We start from the raw sequence: 21,008 nt of genomic DNA on the forward strand, positions 1-21,008 counted from the left end.
GTGAGTGCAGGCCATGGACGACCTCCTCAGGGAATTTCTGACCGAGACCAGTGAGAGTCTCGATGTTGTGGACGTTGAGCTCGTCAAGTTCGAGCAAGAGCCAAACAACGCGACCATCCTGGACAACATTTTCCGGCTGGTTCACACCATCAAGGGCACGTGCGGCTTCCTCGGGCTGCCGCGCCTTGAAGGGATTGCCCATGCTGCCGAAACCCTCATGGGCAAGTTCCGTGACGGCGTTCCGGTGACGCCTGAAGCGGTGTCGCTCATTCTCAGCTCGATCGACCGGATCAAGGAGATCCTGGCCGACCTGGAAGCTGCAGAAGGCGAAGAGCCGCAGGGCGATGACAGCGATCTGATATCCGAGCTGGAGCGGATGTCGATGAGCGCGCAGACACCTGCGGCCGCGGCAGCTCCGGAGCCGGAGCCGGAACCAGCTGCCGAAGACATGCCGCTGCAGATCCTTGAGCGCCCCCTGCGCCCCGGTGAAGTTTCCCTTGATGAACTTGAGCGCGCATTCCGCGAGACCGAGACCGAGGTCGAGGTTGCTGCGGTTGAACCCGAGCCCGCCCCCGCACCCAAGGCCCCGGCTGCTGCTGCACCGGCTGCCGCCGAAGCCAAGCCTGCCAAGGCCCCGCGTGCGCCTGTTGCCCGTGATGACGACGGCGAGGACAAGGCTGACAAGAAGGCTGCTGCCGGCGGCGGTGTCTCCAACCAGTCCATCCGTGTCGCGGTTGAAACTCTTGAACACCTGATGACGATGGTGTCCGAGCTGGTGCTGACCCGTAACCAGCTGCTGGAAATCGTCCGCCGTCACGAAGACAGCGAATTCAAGGTGCCGCTGCAGCGTCTGTCCAACGTGACGGCCGAGCTGCAGGAAGGCGTCATGAAGACCCGCATGCAGCCGATCGGCAACGCCTGGCAGAAGCTGCCGCGCATCGTGCGCGACCTGAGCCAGGAACTGGAAAAGCCGATCGAACTGGAAATGATCGGCGCCGAGACGGAACTCGACCGTCAGGTCCTTGAGATGATCAAGGACCCGCTGACCCACATGGTCCGCAACTCCGCCGACCATGGCCTCGAAATGCCTGCGGCCCGCCGTGCAGCCGGAAAGCCGGAAAAGGGTATCATCACCCTGTCCGCTTACCATGAAGGCGGCCACATCATCATCGAGGTCAAGGACGACGGCCGCGGTCTCGATGTCGACAAGATCAAGGCAAAGGCAATCGAGCGCGGTATTTCGACCGAAGCCGAACTCGACAAGATGACCGATGCGCAGATCCATCGCTTCATCTTTGCCGCCGGCTTCTCCACGGCCGCTGCCGTCACCAGCGTCTCCGGCCGTGGCGTCGGCATGGACGTGGTGCGCAACAACATCGAGCTGATCGGTGGTACGGTTGACCTTCGCTCCACCCCGGGCAAGGGCTCCAGCTTCATCATCAAGATCCCGCTGATGCTCGCCATCGTCTCGACCCTGATCGTCGAGGCCAGCGGTGACCGTTTCGCGATCCCGCAGCTCTCCGTGGTCGAACTGGTCCGCGTGCAGACCAACTCCGAGCACCGTATCGAACGCATCAAGGACACGCCGGTTCTGCGCCTGCGCAACAAGCTGCTGCCGCTGCTGCATCTGTCGCAGCTGCTGGGCATCTACGAGGGCGAAAACGCAGAGAAGGCCATCGACGAGGACAACGGCTTCATCGTTGTCATGCAGGTCGGCAGCCAGACCTTCGGCGTCGTGGTGGATGGCGTCTTCCACACCGAGGAAATCGTGGTCAAGCCCATGTCCTCGATGCTGCGCAACCTCAACATGTTCTCCGGCAACACCATTCTGGGTGACGGCTCGGTGATCATGATCATCGATCCGAACGGCATCGCTTCGGCCATGGCCAGCCACGCTTCCAGCGCGGTTGCCGAGCAGAACGAAGAGCAGGAAGACGCACGGAGCCGTCTCGGCGAAGGCCAGAAGCCGATCTCGCTGCTGCTGTTCCGTGCAGGGGCTCCCGAGCCGAAGGCCGTGCCGCTGTCGCTGGTCACGCGTCTGGAAGAGTTCGAGGTCTCCAAGATCGAGCGTTCCAACGGCCGCGATCTGGTTCAGTACCGCGGTGCCCTCATGCCGCTCGTCTATGTCAACGAAGGCGACCACCACAAGACGGAAGGCACCCAGCCGATGCTGGTGTTCTCCGACAGCGGCCGCTCCATGGGCCTCGTCGTCGACGAGATCGTGGACATCGTTGAAGACCGCCTGAACATCGAGGTTGGCTCGGAGCGTCCGGGCATCCTGGGCTCGGCCGTCATCAAGGACCGCGCAACCGAAATCCTCGACCTCGGCTACTACCTGCCGCAGGCCTTCGAGGACTGGTTCATGCGCAAGGAGATGGACATCCGGTCGCTGACCAAAAAGATCCTCTTCGTCGACGACTCGGCCTTCTTCCGGAACATGCTGACGCCTGTCCTCAAGGCCGCCGGCTATGACGTCACCACCTGCACCGGTCCGGACGAAGCGTTCGAACTGCTGGAGAGCGGCGTCGAGTTCCAGGCCATTGTCAGCGACATCGAGATGCCGCGCGTCAACGGCTTCGAGTTCTGCGAAGCCCTGCGCCGCGATCCGCGCTTCCGCAAGATCCCGATCCTGGCCCTGTCGGCCATGGTCACGCCGGCATCCATCGAGCGCGGCCGTCAGGCAGGCTTTGATGACTATGTGGCAAAGTTCGACCGTCCGGGCCTGATCGCGGCCCTCAAGGATGTGTTCTCTGGTGAAATGGGAGTGGCCGCATGAGTGCCGTTGACCACAATCTCGCCGGTTCCGGCAGCGACATGATCCAGTACGTCACCGTGGTGATCGGTGGCCAGCTGTTCGGCCTGCCGATTTCCCAGGTGCATGACGTGTTCGTGCCGGAAAGCGTCACCCGCGTGCCGCTGTCTGCTCCGGAAGTGGCCGGTGTGCTGAACCTGCGCGGCCGGATCGTCACCGCCATCGACATGCGCCGCCGCCTGCATCTGCCGCCCCGTCAGGACGGCCAGATGATGGCTGTCGGCATCGAATACAAGCACGAATCCTGCGGGCTTGTGATCGATACGGTGGGTGAGGTGCTGACCCTGTCGGCCAAGACGGCGGAGCCGAACCCGCAGAACCTCGACAAGCGCTGGTCGGAAATCTCGGGCGGTGTGCACCGCCTGGATGGCCAGCTGATGGTGATCCTTGATGTAGAGCGCCTGCTCGGGGCGATGATGAGTGAGCCCATGGCCGCTTGAGGCCATGGATGCTCAGAACCCGGGTACTATGGAGAACAGGCAGATGAAACAGTGTCTTGTAGTGGACGACTCCAGCGTGATCCGCAAGGTCGCACGCCGGATTCTTGAGGACCTCCATTTCGAGATCACCGAAGCCGAGGATGGGCAGCAGGCGCTGGACGCCTGCCGCAACCAGATGCCTGACGCCATCCTGCTCGACTGGAACATGCCGGTCATGGATGGCCTCGAGTTTCTGACCAGCCTTCGCCGCGAGCCCGGCGGCGACAAGCCTGTCGTGGTCTTCTGCACGACGGAAAACGATGTAGCGCACATTGCCCGTGCCATCCGGGCCGGTGCGAACGAATACATCATGAAACCCTTCGACCGGGAAATCGTCGAGGCGAAATTCCAGGAAGTCGGTCTGATCTAACCCTTTCACAGGGCAGCCAGGATGGCATTTGCACAGACAAATCTTACCACGGGATCGACACCAAACACCGACCCCATCCGCGTGATGGTGGTTGATGATGCGGTGGTCATCCGTGGACTTCTCGGCCGTTGGCTGGATGCGGACCCGGCACTCGCCGTCGTCGCATCGCACCGGAACGGCAAGCTGGCTGTTGATGATATTCTGCGCAGCAACCCGGACGTTGTTGTGCTTGATATTGAAATGCCGGAAATGGACGGTCTGACGGCGCTGCCGCTCATGCTGGCCAAGAAGCGTGATCTTATCGTGGTCATGGCCTCAACGCTGACGCGCCGCAACGCCGAGATCTCTCTCAAGGCGCTGTCGCTGGGTGCTGCGGACTATGTGCCCAAACCGGAAAGCACTTCGGAGCTGACCACTTCGGTCGACTTCCGCCGGGAGCTTCTGGACAAGGTCAAGGCGCTCGGAGAGCGTGCCCGCCGTATCAACAGCCGCGCCCGCGTCATGCGTGCAGAAACGGCCGCTGGACGTACGGCTTCGCAGGCGCCCGTGGGCGCGCTGGCGACCCGCCCGGCACTGGCAACCCGTGCTGAAGCACCGAAGCAGGGCCTGCAGACCAAGCCCTATTCGTCGGCCCGCAGGCGCTGCAGCAGGTCATGCGCGATATCGGCCCGGTGATTGGCGACATTCCGGTGGTCGTGACGCAGCACATGCCGCCGACCTTCACGGCCATTCTCGCCGAACACATCGGCAAGGCCGCGATGCGCCCCTCCAAGGAAGGGCAGACAGGTGATGTGCTGCAGCCGGGCCATATTTATGTGGCGCCGGGTGGCAAGCACATGATCCTGGAAAAGGACGGGGGTGCGGTAAAGATCCGCCTGACGGATGATCCTCCGGTGAATTTCTGCAAACCTGCCGTCGATCCGATGTTTGACAGCGTTGCCAAGGCCTATGGCTCGGCAACACTGGCGCTCATCCTGACGGGTATGGGCTCGGACGGCGCGAATGGCGTGAAGACCATTTCCGCCGGTGGCGGCAGCATTATTACTCAGGACGAGGCTTCCAGCGTTGTCTGGGGCATGCCTGGGGCAGCTGCCAACACGGGCCTGTGCAGCGACATTCTGCCGCTCATGGAAATTGGACCCAAAATTGTGCGCGTGTTGAAGGGGACTATCCGATGACACCGGCCGAATATGAATTCCTCAAGCGCTTCCTGAAAGAGCGGTCCGGTCTGGTCTTGTCTGATGACAAGCAGTATCTGGTCGAGAGCCGTCTGGTGCCGGTGGCGCGCAAGAATGGCATTGACGGCCTGTCCGCGCTGGTGGGCTCGCTGCAGCGCGGCGGCAACGCCATGCTGGCCAATGCCGTGGTGGAAGCGATGACGACCAACGAGTCGTTCTTCTTCCGCGACAAGACGCCGTTCGATCATTTCACCAACATCATGCTGCCGGCGATGCTTCAAAACCGTGCCAGCAGCCGCAGCGTGCGCATCTGGTGTGCGGCTGCCTCCACCGGTCAGGAACCCTATTCCCTGGGGATCTGCCTGAAGGAGAACGCGGCCAAGGTTGCCGGCTGGCGGTTCCGCATCCTCGGCACCGATCTGTCCACGGAAGTGCTGGAGAAGGCCAAGACCGGCATCTACAGCCAGTTCGAGGTGCAGCGCGGCCTGCCGATCCAGATGCTGCTGAAGTATTTCTCGCAGCAGGGTGACCTGTGGCAGATCAACCCGGATCTGCGTGCCATGATCGAGTGGCGCAAGCTGAACCTTCTGGAGAATTTCAGCCACCTCGGCGAATTCGACATCGTGTTCTGCCGCAACGTGCTGATCTATTTCGACCAGCAGACCAAGGTGGATATCCTGCACCGCATCGCCAAGATGATGCCGGATGACGGATATCTGGTGCTTGGCGCCGCCGAAACCGTGGTGGGCCTGACCGATGCCTTCCAGCCGGTGCCGGGCCAGCGTGGCCTCTACCAGCTCAAGCAGGCAGCCGCAAAGCCTGCGTCCCGCTTCGCCGCCGCTGGTGCAACGTCTGCCTTTGGCCTGAAGTAATACCAATGCTCGATGAGCTTGACTCATCGAACATTGGTAAGCCCGTGCGGCGCTTGAGCATTTTCAAGGCGTGATGCGTCAGCATCTCAGCGCCTTGGTATAAGCTGCCCGGATATCTCTTGTGCTGATGGCCGCCCTGGTTGGGCGGCCATTTGCTTTTCGTCTTCACGATCGCGTCAGATCACGGCCTTCTGCTTGATCTCAACCTGTGGTGCTCCAGTTTGTCAGGCGAGGCTTGGCACATTCAGTCTCAGGCCATGAACGACTGATCATTTGGAGAACCGGGATGATGGATCAGCCAGTTTCATTCAATCGCCGCCATATTCTGGCCGGAGGCGCCGCGGGTCTGACAGCCGCGGGCGCAGCGGGCTTCGGTCTGGGTCTTGCGCCGCTTCGCGCGCAGGCCGCAGCACCCATGCAGACGGAAGCTCTTCTTTCCGTCTCCCGCTTCAAGGTGGGCGCCTTCGAGGTGACTGCTCTTCTGGACGGGGCTGCGGTGAGCGAGGAGCCGCAGAAGACCTTCGGCATGAATGTGCCTGCCGAAGAGTTCAACGCGGTGTCCGAGGCCAATTTTCTGCCGGTGGACAAGTTCCGCAATTCCTTCACGCCCGTGCTGGTCAATACCGGTGAGCAGCTGGTGCTGTTTGATACGGGTGTCGGTGAGGGTGGGCGCCCGGACCGTGGCAACATGCGGGCGGCACTGCAGGCCGCAGGCTACAGCCCCGAGCAGGTGGATATTGTGGTGCTGACCCATATGCACCCGGACCACATCGGCGGCATGCTGGAGGGCGGCAATCCCGCTTTCCCGAATGCGGTCTATGTTGCGGGCCAGGCCGAGTATGATTTCTGGGCCGCGCAGGATCCGGCCAGCAATGGCGTGGCCAAGCTGATGGAAACCCACGTCAAGCCTTTCGCCGAAAAGATGACCTTCATCGGTGACGGTGGCGCTGTGGTTTCCGGCATCACCGGCATGGATGCTGCCGGGCATACGCCGGGCCACATGATCTACAATCTGGAATCGGAAGGCCGGCGCCTGGTGCTGACCGCAGACATGACCAATCACTTTGTCTGGTCACTGGCCCATCCGGACTGGGAAGTCCGCTTCGACATGGACAAGGCCGCCGCAGCGGAAACGCGCCGCAAGGTGCTGGGCATGATTGCCGCTGACCGGGTGGCCTTCGCCGGTTATCACATGCCGTTCCCCACCGTCGGCTTTGTCGAGGCCAATGGCGATGGCTTCCGGTACGTGCCGGCCGCCTATCAGCTTAACCTGTAATACCGGCGCTCGATGAGATTGATTCATCGAGCGCCGGTTAAGCCCGTGCGGCGATTGAGCATTTCCAAGGCGTGATGCGTCAGCATCTCAGAGCCTTGGTATAAGGGAATCGGCCAGATCCCGAGGAAACCCGCGTCTGGCTTCCGGGCGCGGGTTTCTTGCAATTTGCGGCTCAGATTGCAAAAGAAAAACCCCCGGCCCTGCGGACGGAGGTTCTCCTGAAGCGGATGAAGCGGGGTGGCTGTCTCAGGCAGCCACTTCCATGTCGGGTTCACGCAGCACATAGCCACGGCCCCAGACCGTTTCGATGTAGTTCTTGCCGGAGGTGGCCGATGCGAGCTTCTTGCGCAGCTTGCAGATGAACACGTCGATGATCTTCAGTTCCGGCTCGTCCATGCCGCCATAGAGGTGGTTCAGGAACATTTCCTTGGTCAGGGTCGTGCCCTTGCGCAGGGACAGGAGTTCCAGCATCTGGTACTCCTTGCCGGTCAGGTGGACGCGCTGGCCAGCGACTTCCACCGTCTTGGTGTCGAGGTTGACGCGCAGGTCGCCGGTAACGATCACGGACTGTGCGTGACCCTTCGAGCGGCGGACGATGGCGTGGATACGGGCAACCAGTTCGTCCTTGTGGAACGGCTTGGTCATGTAGTCGTCGGCGCCGAAGCCGAGGCCACGCACCTTGTCCTCAATGCCGGCAAGGCCGGAGAGGATCAGGATCGGTGTCTTGACCTTGGAAACGCGCAGTGTCCGCAGGACTTCGTAACCTGACATGTCCGGCAGGTTAAGATCCAGCATAATGATGTCGTAGTCGTACAGCTTGCCGAGGTCGATGCCTTCCTCGCCAAGATCTGTCGTGTAGACGTTGAAATTCTCGGACTTCAGCATCAGCTCGATGCTCTGCGCAGTGGCGCTATCGTCCTCAATCAACAATACACGCATGTCAATCCCCTTGTGCTGCCTATTCTGGGCAAATCGCAACAGTTCAGCCGGTGCGCGCGCTACGTAGGACTGATTGTCAACCCCGACTCACTTCGTGAATTATGGTTAACAAATTCTGATTCCCCGCAGCAAGCACCAATAGTCTGAAACTGTGAAAAAACGCCCAGTCATGTGAGAGCCCGGGCAATCGGGGCTTCCATATGCGTTAACGTTTCACATCAGGAAATCAGGCTAGCTGATTCCAATCAGACTCGTTCGACCTTACCATCACGCCCTGAAATGGCTTTCGCCTCTCAACGCTTCGTTCATTAACATTAAGCAGAGATGTAAACGTTCGGTTACCAGCGGCCCACGGATCGAGAGGAAGTTTGGTGTGAAGGCACTTTTTGCAGAGATCGAATCGTTGATGCCCGCTCAGATATGGGGCCGGGTTGTGGCGGTGCAGGGTCTGCTTGTCGAAATTGCCGGTCCCATTCACGAGATGAGCGTTGGTGCCCGGCTGGCCATCGACATTGGCGATGGCATCCCGCCCGTCTATGCCGAGGTGGTGGGCTTCCGCTCCGGTCATGCGCTGTGCATGCCGTTTTCGGGCCTCGAAGGTGTACGCATGGGGTGCCGGGCGCTTGTCGCTTCGCGTGACAGTGTCGTCCATCCGGCGGCCCGCTGGCTGGGCCGCGTCATCAATGCCATGGGCGAGCCGATCGATGGCAAGGGGCCTCTGCCCGGCGGCGAGGCGGCGAAACGTTTGCGTACCGCGCCGCCCCCGGCCGCCGACCGGGCCCGCGTCGGCCCGCCGCTGGATCTGGGGGTGAGGGCGCTCAACACCTTTATCACCTGTTGCGAAGGCCAGCGTATCGGCATCTTCGCCGGGTCCGGCGTGGGCAAGTCGGTGCTCATGTCGATGCTGGCACGCAATACGGATTGTGATGTGTCGGTGATCGGGCTCATCGGCGAGCGCGGGCGCGAGGTGCAGGAATTCATCGAGGATGACCTGGGCGAGGAGGGGCTCGCCCGCTCGGTCGTCGTGGTGGCCACGTCGGATGAAAGCGTGCTGATGCGCCGTCAGGCGGCCTATCTGGCCATGACGGTTGCGGAATATTTCCGTGACGAGGGCAAGAAGGTGCTCTGCATGATGGATTCGATCACCCGCTTTGCCATGGCACAGCGCGAGATCGGCCTGTCCATCGGGGAGCCGCCGACCTCCAAGGGCTATACGCCGACCGTCTTCACCGAATTGCCGCGCCTCCTGGAGCGGGCCGGTCCCGGCAAGGTGGGCAGCGGTTCGATCACCGGCCTGTTCACCGTGCTGGTGGAAGGCGACAACCACAATGAGCCCGTGGCCGACGCGGTGCGCGGCATTCTGGATGGGCACGTGGTGATGGAACGGTCGATTGCCGAAAGAGGGCGGTATCCGGCCATCAATGTGCTAAAGTCAGTTTCGCGAACCATGCCGCGCTGCGTTCCGCAGGACTATCTCCCGGTGCTGCGCAAGGCCAAGGCGCTGATGGCGACTTTTGCGGACATGGAAGAACTCATTCGCCTTGGTGCCTACCGGCGCGGGTCGGACCCCTTGGTGGACGAGGCGATTTCACGTCATGATGCGCTTGAGACATTTCTGACACAGGGCAAGGGCGAGGCGACGCCTCTGGATGAGGGCTACATGCAGCTTGCCAACCTTTTGGAAATGACTCCGGGTTAGAGTGCGCCTTGTAAGGGGAGTACCGAGTAATGAAGTCCCGAGAAAGCCTCATTCGTCTGAAGCGGTTCCAGGTGGACGAGAAGCGCCGCCAGGTTACCCAGATTGAATCGATGATCGCCGAATTCCACCGCATGGCGGATGAACTCGACGACCAGATCCGGACCGAGCAGGAGCGTGTCGGCATCACCGACGTCACGCATTTTGCCTATCCGACCTTTGCAAAGGCCGCGGCAACGCGGCGCGACAATCTGCGCAACTCCGCGCATGAGCTGGATGACCAGCTGGAAAAGGCCCGCGACGAGCTGAGCGAAGCGATTGAAGAGCTGAAGAAATTCGAGCAGCTCGAAGAGCGCGACCATCAGCGGGAGCGGGAAGCGCAGGAGCAGGCAGAGCAGGATCAGCTGGATGAAGTTGCAGGACGCGTACGCGCCCGCTGATCGGAATTTTCAGAACGGACACGGGGCTCGCGTGGATGCGCGGGCCTCGTGCCGTTTCAGTGCCAGGTTTCAGGATTTTCAGGATCAGGACGGGGAGAGAGGCACGGGCCGGCGCTGACGGTGTGCTGCAAAGTCGCTGCGAGCCCGCTTGCGTTCCAGTTCGCTCTCGGCTTCGCTTGCAAAGCGCTGGATAAGGGCCTCAGCCTGCTCGGGCTGGATGTGCATGTGCTTGCTGCGTGCCCGGACCAGCTGAGCAAAGCTTGAGGCCGAAAGGCCGGCGAGGCGGGCGAAGTGGAGCAGCCTGTCCCCCTCGATGCTGAACACGGCAGAGCGCACATGCGCCTTGTGGGTGTTGCAGGCAAGGGCCAGGAGATCGGCCGCATTTGTCAGCCGGTCATCTTCAAGCATGAGCAGGATGACATCGTCCAGCAAGGCGGAGCCCAGGGTGATCGCCCGCCAGAGCCGGCTGGTGTTGGACGTGTCCAGAAGCGTGCCCAGCTTGCGGCGGATCTTGCGCCTGCGGGCGATGCCCTCCAGCTCTTCGACCGTCAGCCGTCCTGCCGCCAGTTCCTTGAGGCGCTCCTGCGTCTCTGTGCCGACGAAGGGCATGAGGCCCCGGCAGATACGAGGCGTCAGGTCGGAGCGCAGCGTCATCTCTTCCCGCAGGACGGAATCTTCCTGTGCGGCGCGGGCAAGTGCCGCAAGTGCCCCTTCGGAGAGCCTGATGCGGCGGTTGCTTGCGAGGCGGCGCCAGACCCGCACCTGTCCGCGGCGGACCAATGTGTCGGAAACGTCGGCCGGAAGATCATCGCGGCGGGTCATGCACTCGAGGTGATCTTCGCCAAGCCCCTCTGCGAGAGCCGCAAGTTCCTGCGGACCAAGGGCCGGAGACTGTTCCAGAACCGGGCGGGCGACCTGAATTTCATCCTGCGCCAGCCGGACGGCAAGGCCGCTCGGTGTTCCTGCAAAGGGTGCAATTTTTTCGGCAAGCCGCACCCGCTCGTCCAGCGGGCTGCCGTCCAGCAGGCGTTGTATTACCTGATCGAAAAGCAACAGTTCCTCGACGGAATTCTGGTCCGCGCGAAGCAGGAAGATATCTGCCAGCCTCTGCATCAGCTCGCTTCGAGCGTCCGGAGAGGCGTTCATGGCTAGACTGATCAGCTCTTGGGCCATGATTTTTCCGTCTGTTTCCGGCCCGCAATCTAGTGTTCTTACTGTTAGCAAAGAGTTATCAACCTTCGTTAACGATTGTCGCCTTTGGGAGCCTGGAGGCCGTTGCAATTTGGGTGGCTGAAGACCGCCATTTCCGATGTCTCCATCGAAAAGCTCCGCCAGCCGCCTCTGCTGTGCAGCCAGTCTGGATATTGCCGTATTGTTTGCTATGACTTAGCGCATGAAATCCACGATTGCCCGACTCACTGCTTCACTTGGCCGCCTTGGCGGCCCCATGTTGGCCGTTCTGCTGACCGCTGGGGCGCTTGCGCCTGTTGCTGCGCAAAATGCAGCGCCACAAACTGTTCCCGCGGCTCAGCAGGACCAGCCCGTGCTGCAATCCCGGCCTGCTTCCGAGGCTGCGAGGCCTAGGCAAACGCCGGCGCAGACCTCTGCCCAGTCCAGTCAGCCGCCCGCATCGCAGGGGGCGTCACAGGCCCCGGCGCAGGGGGCGCAGCAGGCAGGGGCCGCAGCCGTGACATCGGCAGCCGGCGAACAGCAATCCATGGCCGAAGCCCGCGACGCTCTGGTCAAGGTCCTGCAGGATCCTGCCGGCCGGGCGGCGCTGATCGGTCTTCTGGAAGGCCTGGGTCAGGCGGAGCAGGCAGGCGCGGCTGTCTCCGGGTCCTCAAATGGTGCGGCTGCGGTTGCGGCTGCCGCAGAGCCCGAGCCGCAGGATGACACCTTTGCGGTCAGGGTAGGGGCCTACACCAAATATGTGATCGACGACTTCATCAATGTTGCCGAGCGCATGACGATTTCCCTGCGGGGGTTTCACTTGCTCGCGACCGGAGAAGTGACGGTCAAATGGGACCGGATCCGCCACACCGCGCTTGAGTTGCTGGTTGTTTTTGCCTGCGCTTTCGCCGTTTACTGGCTGCTGCGGCAGTTTGGCCGCCCGGTGGCCGACAGGCTCGAGAAGCAGGCAGGGCAGCGCGGCTGGCTCTGGCGCGCAGGTCTGCTGCTGTTGCTGGCATTTGCAGACGTGGTGGCGCTTCTGCTGGGGGCCGTGGCTGGTTATGCGGCGGCGCTGATCCGGCTTGGGCCGTTGCAGAGCGGCCTTTCCCTGTTTGAGACGCTGGCGCTCAATGCCTTTGTGATCACCGGGCTTGCCCGGCTGGCTCTTCGCATCACCTTTTCACCTGCGCGCGAAAAGCTGCGCCTGCTGCCGATGTCCAATACACATGCGCGCTACTGGTCGCGGCGGCTGGGATTTGTGGTGTCATTCCTTGGCTATGGGGTGATGCTGGCGGTACCAGTGGCAAACCTGACGATTTCGATCGCAGTGGGCAATGCCTTGCGGGTTCTGGTCGTGCTGCTGGCAACGGCGATTGCGGCCATCATCGTCCTGGTCAACCGCAATGATGTCAAAACCTCCATGGCGGCCTATGCCCATTCGCTGGAAGGGGAAATCGGGCGCCATGCCTTGCTCGCACTCTCCCGAGTGTGGGCGCCGCTGGCCCTGCTCTACATCCTCGTGGTGTTCGGCATCTGGATCACCCGGCCGTTCGAGGCGACCCGTGTGGTGGTGACCGGCACCGGACTGACCATGCTGACGGTGCTTGGCGCCATGCTGCTGTCGCTGATGATGACAAGGGCCATTTCCGGAGGCATCCGCCTGCCGGAGGACCTGAAGGAGACATTGCCCGAGCTGGAGGGCCGGGTGAACCGGTTCATTCCTCATGTGCTGCAGGTGCTGCGGGTGCTGGTTGGCCTGCTGGCGGGGGCCATCCTGCTGCAGGTCTGGTCGGTGCTGGATGTGACCGGCTGGCTCTTTGAAGGGGCCGGCGGCGGACTGATGGGCCGTCTTACCTCGGCCTTGGTGATTGTGCTCATCTGCTTCGGTATCTGGCTGGCGGTCATGTCCTGGACGGATCTGCGCCTCAAGGGCCGGAATGATTCCATCATTTCGTCGCGCGAGCGGACCTTGTTCCAGCTGTTCCGCAATGCCTTCACGGTGATCGTGATCATCATGGCTGCCCTGCTGGCCTTGTCGGAACTGGGCGTCGACATCGGCCCGCTGATCGCTGGTGCCGGTGTTCTGGGCCTTGCTGTTTCCTTCGGTGCGCAGACGCTGGTGAAGGACATCATCACCGGTGCCTTCATCCAGATCGAGAATGCCATCAATGAGGGCGATGTGGTCACCGTCGCCGGGATTACAGGTTCGGTGGAACGGCTGACCGTGCGCTCCGTGCGCATGCGCGATGTGAACGGCACCACACATATCATCCCGTTCTCGTCGGTCGACATGGTGTCGAACTTCATGCGCGACTTCTCCTTCCATGTGGCGGAGATCGGCGTTGCCTACAACACGGATATTGCCAAGGCGAAGGCGGCGATGAAGGAGGCGTTCGACCGGCTGAAGGGACTGCCGGCCGGCGGCAGCATCATCGGCGATCTCGACATGCACGGTGTCACGGCCTTCGGTGATTCCGCCATCACATTGCGTGCCCGCATCAAGACCTTCCCCGGCGCCCAGTGGGCTACGGGACGCGCCTATAACGAGCAGCTCAAGATTGCCTTCGACGAGCATGGCATCGAGATTCCGTTCCCGCAGGTCACCTATCATGTGGCCGAGGGACGCCCGCCGATGCTGACGCAAGAGGATCAGTCCAAGGGTAGCGGGCCCGGATCTGCGTCTGCGACGTAACGCCTTCGCACAAGATTGCCCCGGCCTGCCGTGCTGTGCCGGGTGCAAAACCGGCTTGCCATAAATTTTGTACAAATGGTCAAAGTCTTCTATATGCGGTCAACCGCAGTCTGTCAGACTAACGAATAATACGACTTATTCGTGTGGCTTGATGTTGGTGTGTGTTCGATTTTTTTCTTTTTTGACTCTTGGCTGCCCTCCGGATCCGAAAGGAACTCGGGATCGTTTTTCATATATTGGCTTCAGTTTAGCTTTGTCTTTTTGTTCTGCGGAGAGAATTGGAAAAATCCTTCCAGATCTGCGGAGAAGAAGAAATAATTTGGCGGTTGATTTCAGGCCAAAAAGCGGCCTTATTTCGCTCAAGGCCGTGTTCCAGCCCGCCAAACATTAACGGCGGGGTCGCGGCCCTTTCATCAAAGGGGAGAACAGTTTGATGATGATGCGTAAAACCCTCAAGGCTGCGCTTCTGGGTGCAACCCTCATTGGCGTTGCTGCAACCGGCGCGCAGGCAAAGACGCTGGTCTATTGCTCCGAGGGCTCTCCGGAAGGCTTCGACCCGGCACTCTACACGTCCGGCACCACGTTCGATGCGTCCTCCAAGACCGTCTACAACCGTCTCGTCCAGTTCAAGCCGGGCACCACGGAAGTTGTTCCGGGCCTCGCCGAAAGCTGGTCCGTGTCCGACGACGGGCTGGAATACACGTTCAACCTGCGCAAGGGCGTGAAGTTCCACACCACCGACTATTTCACCCCGACGCGTGAGTTCAACGCTGACGACGTTCTGTTCTCTTTCAACCGTCAGGGCCAGAAGGACAACCCCTGGAACCAGTACACCGCTGGCGCTTCCTGGGAATATTATGACGGCATGTCCATGCCGGAGCTGGTGAAGGAAATCGTCAAGGTCGACGATTACACCGTGAAGTTCGTCCTGACCCGTCCGGAAGCGCCGATGATGGCGAATCTGGCCATGGACTTTGCCTCGATCCTCTCCGCCGAATATGCCGACCAGCTCGACAAGGCCGGCACCCGGGATCAGCTGAACCAGCAGCCGATCGGCACCGGCCCGTTCGCCTTCGTCGGCTACCAGAAGGATGCGGTGATCCGCTATCAGGCTTTCGCCGACTACTGGGACGGCAAGCAGCCGGCCGATAACCTCGTCTTCGCCATCACCACGGATGCGGCCGTGCGCCTGCAGAAGCTGAAGGCCGGCGAGTGCCATGTGATGCCTTATCCGGCCCCGGCCGACATTGAGGCCATCAAGGCAGATGCCAACCTGCAGCTGATGGAACAGGAAGGCCTGAACATCGGCTACCTCGCCTACAACACCCAGGTGGCGCCGTTCGACAAGCCGGAAGTGCGCAAGGCACTCAACATGGCGATCAACAAGGACGCCATCATCTACGGTGTGTTCCAGGGCTCCGGCCAGAAGGCCACCAACCCGATCCCGCCGACCATGTGGTCCTACAACACCTCCATCCAGGACGATCCGTACGATCCGGAAGCGGCCAAGAAGATGCTTGAAGAAGCAGGTGTTACGGATCTGAGCATGAAGGTCTGGGCGATGCCGGTGCAGCGTCCCTACAACCCGAATGCCCGCCGTATGGCCGAGCTGATCCAGGCTGACTTCGACAAGATCGGCGTCAAGGTCGAGATCGTTTCCTACGAATGGGCCGAGTACCTGAAGCGCTCGAGCGATGTGCAGCGCGATGGCGCCGTGCTCCTCGGCTGGACCGGTGACAACGGCGACCCGGACAACTTCCTGGCCGTTCTGCTGGGCTGTGACGCTGTGGGCGGTGCAAACCGTGCCCAGTGGTGCAACCAGGACTTCGACGCGCTTGTGAAGAAGGCCAAGACTGTTTCCACCAAGGAAGAGCGCACCAAGCTTTATGAAGAAGCTCAGGTCGTCTTCAAGGAGCAGGCTCCGTGGGCAACCATCGCTCACTCCGTCGTGTTCATGCCGATGTCGAAGAATGTCTCCGGCTACGTCATGGATCCGCTCGGCGGCCATTCCTTCGTTGGTGTCGACATCGCTGAATAATCGGTGACACTCGCGGGGCAGCGGAGCCAACTGGCGCCGCTGCCCTTTGCTGTTCCCGGGTGGCGGCGCGCTGGCTCAGCCAGGCGTGCCGCTGCCCCTCATCCGGAACCGGACCATGATACGATTTCTCCTGAGCCGTCTCGGCCTGCTCATTCCGACCTTTCTCGGTGTGACGCTGATCTCCTTCAGCTTCATCCGCCTGCTCCCGGGTGATCCGGTTGAGCTTCTGGCGGGGGAGCGCGGCATTGATCCCGAGCGCAAGGCGCTGATTTTCCAGCAGCTGGGCTTCGACAAGCCACTGTGGGAGCAATATCTCGACTTCCTCGTCAAGATTTTTCACGGCGATCTGGGCGTCTCTTTCGCCACCAAGAAGCCGATCCTGACCGAGTTTCTGCAACTCTTCCCCGCGACGGTGGAACTTGCCTTCTGCGCCATTCTCATTGCCGTGCTGCTGGGCATCCCGCTTGGCATCTTCGCGGCAGTCAAGCGCGGCACGGTGGCCGATCAGACCATCATGGGCACCGCGCTTGTCGGCTATTCCATGCCGATCTTCTGGTGGGGTCTGCTGCTGATCATCCTGTTCTCGGTGACACTGCAGTGGACACCGGTTTCTGGCCGCATCTCGCTGATGTATTTCTTCCCGCAGGTGACCGGCTTCATGCTGATCGACAGCCTGCTGTCCGGACAAAAGGGCGCGTTCCTGTCTGCCGTCCGCCATCTGATTCTTCCCTCGATTGTGCTGGCGACCATTCCGCTGGCCGTTATCGCCCGGCAGACCCGCTCGGCCATGCTGGAAGTCATGGGTGAGGACTATGTGCGCACGGCCCGGGCCAAGGGGCTGCCGCCGCTGCGGGTGATCGGCCTGCATGCGCTGCGCAACGCGCTGATCCCCGTCATCACCACCATCGGCCTGCAGGTAGGTGTCCTGCTGGCAGGCGCGATCCTGACCGAGACGATCTTCTCCTGGCCCGGCATTGGCAAGTGGCTCCTCGATAGCGTTCTTCGAAGAGACTACTTCGCCGTACAGGGAGGGCTGCTGCTGGTTTCTGGCATCATCATGCTGGTGAACCTGATCGTTGACGTGCTTTACGGGCTCATCAACCCGCGTATCCGGCACAACTGAGCGCGGAGGAAAAACCATGACAAAAACCTCAGAGGCCGCACCCGTTTCGGCCGAAAAGCTCGCCCAGGAAAGCCGCAACGCCACCCGCGCCATGCTGGCCGAATTCTGGTACTATTTCTCTCAGAGCCGCGGTGCCGTTATCGGCCTGGCTGTGTTCGCACTCGTGGTGCTGATGGCCATTTTCGCGCCGCTCATCGCCCCGCATGCGCCGCAGGTGCAGTACCGTGACAGCTTCCTCGTCCCGCCGGCCTGGGTTGAAGGCGGCGATTGGCGCTTCCTGCTCGGTACCGATGCCGTGGGGCGTGACATCCTTTCAAGGCTTATCTTTGGTGCGCGGTATTCTCTGTTTATTGGCGCGCTGGTGGTGACCATCGCGTCCTCTGGCGGGATCGTGCTTGGCCTTGTTGCCGGCTATGCCCGTGGTGCCGTCGATACGTTCATCATGCGCGTGATGGATATCATTCTGGCGTTTCCGTCCCTGCTGCTGGCGCTGGTTCTGGTCGCGATCCTTGGGCCCAGCTTGACCAATGCGATGATCGCCATTGCCCTGGTGCTGCAGCCGCATTTCGTCCGCCTCACCCGTGCGGCGGTCATGGCCGAGCGCAACCGCGATTATGTGGTGGCGGCGCGCGTGGCCGGGGCAGGGCACTTGCGGCTGATGTTCAAGACCATCCTGCCGAATTGCGTTGCGCCGCTAATCGTGCAGGCAACGCTCTCCTTCTCCAACGCCATTCTCGATGCGGCCGCCCTCGGCTTCCTCGGCATGGGCGCTCAGGCTCCCACCCCGGAATGGGGCACGATGCTGGCGGAGGCGCGGGAATTCGTCACGCGCGCCTGGTGGGTCGTCACCTTCCCCGGTCTTGCCATCCTCATCACGGTTCTGGCCATCAACCTGGTCGGCGACGGTCTGCGTGATGCGCTCGATCCCAAGCTGAAGCGGAGCTAAGCCCATGGCGCTACTTGAAATCCGCAACCTCCGGGTCGAGTTCGACACCGCCAAGGGCCCGTTCCGCGCGCTGGACGGCGTGGACTATACGGTCGAGGCCGGTGAAGTGCTGGCCATCGTCGGCGAGTCCGGTTCGGGCAAGTCGGTTGCCATGCTGGCCACCATGGGGCTTCTGCCGGACACGGCCACCATCACGGCGGACAAGATGGAGTTTGAAGGCCGTGACATGCGCAAGCTCTCTGCAGCAGAGCGGCGCAAGGTCATCGGCAAGGACATCTCCATGATCTTCCAGGAGCCGATTGCCAGCCTCAACCCGTGCTTCACCGTCGGCTTCCAGCTCAATGAAGCGCTGAAGGTGCATACCGATCTGTCCGGCAGCGCCCGCAAGGCCCGCGTGCTGGAACTGATGAAGGCGGTGGGCATTCCCGAGCCGGAGCGCCGGGTCAATTCCTTCCCGCACCAGATGTCGGGTGGCCAGTGCCAGCGCGTGATGATCGCTATGGCCATCGCCTGCGCCCCGAAGCTGCTGATCGCCGACGAGCCGACGACGGCGCTCGACGTGACGATCCAGAAGCAGATCCTCGACCTGCTGATGAAATTGCAGAAGGACAGCGGCATGGCGCTGATCATGATCACCCATGACATGGGTGTCGTGGCCGAAACCGCCGACCGGGTGATCGTGCAGTATCAGGGCCGGAAGATGGAAGAGTCCGATGTGCTCTCCCTCTTCGAGGCGCCCAAGCACCCTTACACCCGTGCGCTGCTGTCGGCGCTGCCGGAAAACGCCACCGGCGACCGGCTGCCGACCGTGAGCGACTTTGCCAAGACCTTTGCAGCGCAGGAGGCCGGCGCATGAGTGACGCAATCCTCAAGGTGCGCGATGTCACGCGCGAATATGTCATCGGCGGCGGCCTGTTTGCCAAGCCTCGCGTGCTGAAGGCGGTGAAGGGCGTCAGCTTCGATGTGGAGCGCGGCTCCACCCTTGCCATCGTCGGCGAGAGCGGCTGCGGCAAGTCCACCCTTGCCCGCATCCTCACCATGATCGACCCTCAGACCTCCGGCTCCATCGAGATCGACGGCCTGTCCATCGACATCGCCAGGACCGGCATCTCCCGCGAAATGCGCCGCAAGGTGCAGATCGTGTTCCAGAACCCCTATGGCTCGCTGAACCCGCGCCAGAAGATCGGCCACGTTCTGGAAGAGCCGCTGCTGCTCAACACGGATATGTCCGCTGCCGAGCGGCGTGATGCGGCGCTGTCCATGCTGGAAAAGGTGGGGCTGAAGCCGGAGCATTACGGCCGTTATCCGCACATGTTCTCCGGCGGTCAGCGCCAGCGCGTGGCCATTGCCCGGGCGATCATGCTGAAGCCGAAGCTGCTGGTGCTGGACGAGCCGGTCTCCGCGCTCGACCTTTCCGTTCAGGCGCAGATCCTCAACCTGCTGAAGGATCTGCAGGACGAGATGGGCCTCACCTATGTGTTCATCAGCCACGACTTGTCGGTTGTGCGTTACCTCGCCGACAAGGTGATGGTGATGTATTACGGCGAAGTGGTGGAATACGGCACCCGTGAAGAGGTGTTCGACAACCCGCAGCACGAGTATACCCGCACCCTCTTCGGGGCGACGCCGAAGGCCGATGTGGACAGCATCCGCGCCCGCCTCGCGGCCAAGGCTGCGGCGGCCTGAAGCAGAACTGATTGAGGATATGCCCCGCGAGGCCGCCCGCCGGTCTCGCGGGGTTTTTGTTTTCGAGCCTTGGTGATGCGGTAAAAACCCGCTATTGCCTTGAGCGAACGAAACGGGAATCGCACGGATGCTCTGGTCGCCCCAGCAGGAAAAGGCCTTGTCGGATGCCGCGCGCTGGCTGAAGCGCGGCGACAAGCAGGTGTTCCGCCTTTTCGGCTTTGCCGGAACGGGCAAGACGACGCTGGCCCGCCATCTGGCGGAAGGGATTGATGGCGACGTGTGCTTCGGCGCCTTCACCGGCAAGGCCGCGCATGTACTGCGCCAGAAGGGCTGCACGGATGCCGGCACCATCCACTCGCTGATCTACCGGCCGCGCGCGGCCAAGGAAGAGGAGATCGTCGAGGAGGGCGAGGACAGCGGTCCGCAGTTTGCCCTGAAGCGCGACAGCGATGCGGCGCGGGCGTCCCTCATCGTCATCGATGAATGTTCCATGGTGGATGAGGATCTGGGCCGCGATCTTCTGTCCTTCGGCACGCCGGTGCTGGTGCTGGGCGATCCGGCGCAGCTGCCGCCGGTGAAGGGCGGTGGCTATTTCACCGAGGCCGAGCCGGACGTGATGCTGACCGAGGTGCACCGGCAGGCGCAGGACAATCCGATCGTGCGCATGTCCATGACGATCCGCGAGGGCGGCAGCCTTGATTACGGCACCTTCGGCGCCAGCCGCATCATCTCCCGCCGGGAGATCGACAAGGAGCAGATTCTGGCCGCCGATCAGGTGCTGGTCGGCACCAACCGCACCCGCCGCCTTTACAACAACCGCATTCGCGAGCTGAAGGGCTTCCTCCAGCCCATGCCTGCCGTTGGCGACAAGCTGGTGTGCCTCAGAAATGACAAGACCCGCGGCCTGCTCAACGGCGGGTTGTGGCAGGTGAAGCGGCAGAAACAGTCCAAGGGCAACACCCTGCGCTACGACATCATGCCCGAGGATGAGCCGGGCAAGCAGTCGGTGGAAATCAAGGTCATGCCGGCGCTGTTCGAGGAAGGCGCGGAGCAGATCCCCTACGCCCTGCGGCGCAAGTCCGACGAATTTGATTTCGGCTATGCCCTCACCGTGCACAAGGCCCAGGGCTCGCAATGGGACCGCGTTGTCCTCTTCGACGAAAGCTTCGCCTTCCGCGAACACCGCGACCGCTGGCTCTACACCGCCGTCACCCGCGCAGCGGAGAGCATTACCGTGGTGCGGTGAGTATTTACGGGAACCATGAATGCCCAGCTGCTGACAGCAGCCCGG

16 protein-coding genes and 1 pseudogene are annotated in these 21,008 nt (G+C 61.8%); 15 read left to right on the forward strand and 2 right to left on the reverse strand.

The window, feature by feature from the left end; all coding sequences use genetic code 11:
• The first annotated feature begins 13 nt into the window (after positions 1-13).
• From AC0CMF_RS21640 to AC0CMF_RS21665, 6 genes and pseudogenes are all read left to right on the forward strand, one after another.
• Positions 14-2,776 (forward strand): hybrid sensor histidine kinase/response regulator, encoded by a 2,763-nt coding sequence (locus AC0CMF_RS21640; protein WP_472482454.1) that lies wholly within the window; start codon positions 14-16, stop codon positions 2,774-2,776.
• Complete coding sequence (locus tag AC0CMF_RS21645; RefSeq protein ID WP_472482455.1) at positions 2,773-3,252, forward strand: chemotaxis protein CheW; 480 nt, start codon at positions 2,773-2,775, stop codon at positions 3,250-3,252. The genes AC0CMF_RS21640 and AC0CMF_RS21645 overlap by 4 nt, the downstream gene beginning before the upstream one ends.
• Positions 3,253-3,295: 43 nt before the next feature.
• On the forward strand, positions 3,296-3,661 hold the full coding sequence (locus AC0CMF_RS21650) for a response regulator (RefSeq protein ID WP_026355815.1): 366 nt from the start codon (positions 3,296-3,298) through the stop codon (positions 3,659-3,661).
• A gap of 21 nt (positions 3,662-3,682) precedes the next feature.
• Positions 3,683-4,839, forward strand: a pseudogene (locus tag AC0CMF_RS21655) (protein-glutamate methylesterase/protein-glutamine glutaminase).
• A complete protein-coding gene (locus tag AC0CMF_RS21660) occupies positions 4,836-5,711 on the forward strand; it encodes a CheR family methyltransferase (RefSeq protein ID WP_050472500.1) in 876 nt (291 codons plus the stop codon). Before AC0CMF_RS21655 ends, AC0CMF_RS21660 begins: the two are co-directional and overlap by 4 nt.
• A 289-nt stretch (positions 5,712-6,000) precedes the next feature.
• Positions 6,001-6,987, forward strand: a complete 987-nt coding sequence (locus AC0CMF_RS21665) for an MBL fold metallo-hydrolase (RefSeq protein ID WP_374631080.1) — start codon at positions 6,001-6,003, stop codon at positions 6,985-6,987.
• A gap of 246 nt (positions 6,988-7,233) precedes the next feature.
• On the opposite strand, the gene ctrA is transcribed toward AC0CMF_RS21665, so the two are convergent.
• Complete coding sequence (gene ctrA / locus AC0CMF_RS21670; RefSeq protein WP_019965068.1) at positions 7,234-7,926, reverse strand: response regulator transcription factor CtrA; 693 nt, start codon at positions 7,924-7,926, stop codon at positions 7,234-7,236.
• A 373-nt stretch (positions 7,927-8,299) separates the two neighbouring features.
• Between ctrA and fliI the strand changes: the two genes are divergently transcribed.
• Together fliI and fliJ are read left to right on the forward strand one after the other, a co-directional pair.
• Positions 8,300-9,625, forward strand: a complete 1,326-nt coding sequence (gene fliI / locus AC0CMF_RS21675) for a flagellar protein export ATPase FliI (RefSeq protein ID WP_050472502.1) — start codon at positions 8,300-8,302, stop codon at positions 9,623-9,625.
• 29 nt (positions 9,626-9,654) lie between these two features.
• Positions 9,655-10,062 (forward strand): flagellar export protein FliJ, encoded by a 408-nt coding sequence (gene fliJ / locus AC0CMF_RS21680; RefSeq protein WP_019965066.1) that lies wholly within the window; start codon positions 9,655-9,657, stop codon positions 10,060-10,062.
• An 84-nt stretch (positions 10,063-10,146) separates the two neighbouring features.
• Here the strand turns inward: fliJ and AC0CMF_RS21685 are convergent, their stop codons facing one another.
• Positions 10,147-11,235: a DUF2336 domain-containing protein gene (locus tag AC0CMF_RS21685; protein ID WP_374631072.1), complete on the reverse strand. Its 1,089-nt coding sequence runs from the start codon at positions 11,233-11,235 to the stop codon at positions 10,147-10,149.
• Positions 11,236-11,749: 514 nt separating this feature from the next.
• Here AC0CMF_RS21685 and AC0CMF_RS21690 point away from each other — a divergent pair.
• The 7 genes from AC0CMF_RS21690 (at position 11,750) to AC0CMF_RS21720 (ending at position 20,963) form a co-directional block, all read left to right on the forward strand.
• Positions 11,750-13,924, forward strand: a complete 2,175-nt coding sequence (locus AC0CMF_RS21690; RefSeq protein ID WP_374631074.1) for a mechanosensitive ion channel domain-containing protein — start codon at positions 11,750-11,752, stop codon at positions 13,922-13,924.
• Between the two features lie 433 nt (positions 13,925-14,357).
• Positions 14,358-15,962 carry an ABC transporter substrate-binding protein gene (locus tag AC0CMF_RS21695; RefSeq protein ID WP_050472504.1) on the forward strand — a complete coding sequence of 535 codons (1,605 nt, stop codon included), beginning with the start codon at positions 14,358-14,360 and terminating at the stop codon, positions 15,960-15,962.
• A gap of 115 nt (positions 15,963-16,077) precedes the next feature.
• Positions 16,078-17,085: an ABC transporter permease subunit gene (locus AC0CMF_RS21700; RefSeq protein ID WP_050472563.1), complete on the forward strand. Its 1,008-nt coding sequence runs from the start codon at positions 16,078-16,080 to the stop codon at positions 17,083-17,085.
• 91 nt (positions 17,086-17,176) lie between these two features.
• Positions 17,177-18,031: an ABC transporter permease subunit gene (locus AC0CMF_RS21705; protein WP_244274473.1), complete on the forward strand. Its 855-nt coding sequence runs from the start codon at positions 17,177-17,179 to the stop codon at positions 18,029-18,031.
• A 4-nt stretch (positions 18,032-18,035) separates the two neighbouring features.
• The gene (locus tag AC0CMF_RS21710) at positions 18,036-18,887 is read left to right on the forward strand and encodes an ABC transporter ATP-binding protein (RefSeq protein ID WP_374630415.1); all 852 of its coding nucleotides are present in this window, start codon (positions 18,036-18,038) and stop codon (positions 18,885-18,887) included.
• Positions 18,884-19,717 carry a dipeptide ABC transporter ATP-binding protein gene (locus tag AC0CMF_RS21715; RefSeq protein WP_050472506.1) on the forward strand — a complete coding sequence of 278 codons (834 nt, stop codon included), beginning with the start codon at positions 18,884-18,886 and terminating at the stop codon, positions 19,715-19,717. Before AC0CMF_RS21710 ends, AC0CMF_RS21715 begins: the two co-directional genes overlap by 4 nt.
• Before the next feature lie 127 nt (positions 19,718-19,844).
• On the forward strand, positions 19,845-20,963 hold the full coding sequence (locus AC0CMF_RS21720; protein ID WP_186391790.1) for an ATP-dependent DNA helicase: 1,119 nt from the start codon (positions 19,845-19,847) through the stop codon (positions 20,961-20,963).
• Positions 20,964-21,008: the final 45 nt, after the last annotated feature.

The organism is Pannonibacter sp. CBAS1226 (assembly GCF_055685825.1).

Bases quoted from the DNA above. Each gene is read 5' to 3' on its own strand.
- AC0CMF_RS21640 (WP_472482454.1), top strand. From the start codon at position 14: ATGGACGACCTCCTCAGGGAATTTCTGACCGAGACCAGTGAGAGTCTC.
- AC0CMF_RS21645 (WP_472482455.1), top strand. From the start codon at position 2,773: ATGAGTGCCGTTGACCACAATCTCGCCGGTTCCGGCAGCGACATGATC.
- AC0CMF_RS21650 (WP_026355815.1), top strand. From the start codon at position 3,296: ATGAAACAGTGTCTTGTAGTGGACGACTCCAGCGTGATCCGCAAGGTC.
- AC0CMF_RS21660 (WP_050472500.1), top strand. From the start codon at position 4,836: ATGACACCGGCCGAATATGAATTCCTCAAGCGCTTCCTGAAAGAGCGG.
- AC0CMF_RS21665 (WP_374631080.1), top strand. From the start codon at position 6,001: ATGGATCAGCCAGTTTCATTCAATCGCCGCCATATTCTGGCCGGAGGC.
- ctrA (WP_019965068.1), bottom strand. From the start codon at position 7,926: ATGCGTGTATTGTTGATTGAGGACGATAGCGCCACTGCGCAGAGCATC.
- fliJ (WP_019965066.1), top strand. From the start codon at position 9,655: ATGAAGTCCCGAGAAAGCCTCATTCGTCTGAAGCGGTTCCAGGTGGAC.
- AC0CMF_RS21685 (WP_374631072.1), bottom strand. From the start codon at position 11,235: ATGGCCCAAGAGCTGATCAGTCTAGCCATGAACGCCTCTCCGGACGCT.
- AC0CMF_RS21695 (WP_050472504.1), top strand. From the start codon at position 14,358: ATGATGATGCGTAAAACCCTCAAGGCTGCGCTTCTGGGTGCAACCCTC.
- AC0CMF_RS21700 (WP_050472563.1), top strand. From the start codon at position 16,078: ATGATACGATTTCTCCTGAGCCGTCTCGGCCTGCTCATTCCGACCTTT.
- AC0CMF_RS21705 (WP_244274473.1), top strand. From the start codon at position 17,177: ATGCTGGCCGAATTCTGGTACTATTTCTCTCAGAGCCGCGGTGCCGTT.
- AC0CMF_RS21710 (WP_374630415.1), top strand. From the start codon at position 18,036: ATGGCGCTACTTGAAATCCGCAACCTCCGGGTCGAGTTCGACACCGCC.
- AC0CMF_RS21715 (WP_050472506.1), top strand. From the start codon at position 18,884: ATGAGTGACGCAATCCTCAAGGTGCGCGATGTCACGCGCGAATATGTC.
- AC0CMF_RS21720 (WP_186391790.1), top strand. From the start codon at position 19,845: ATGCTCTGGTCGCCCCAGCAGGAAAAGGCCTTGTCGGATGCCGCGCGC.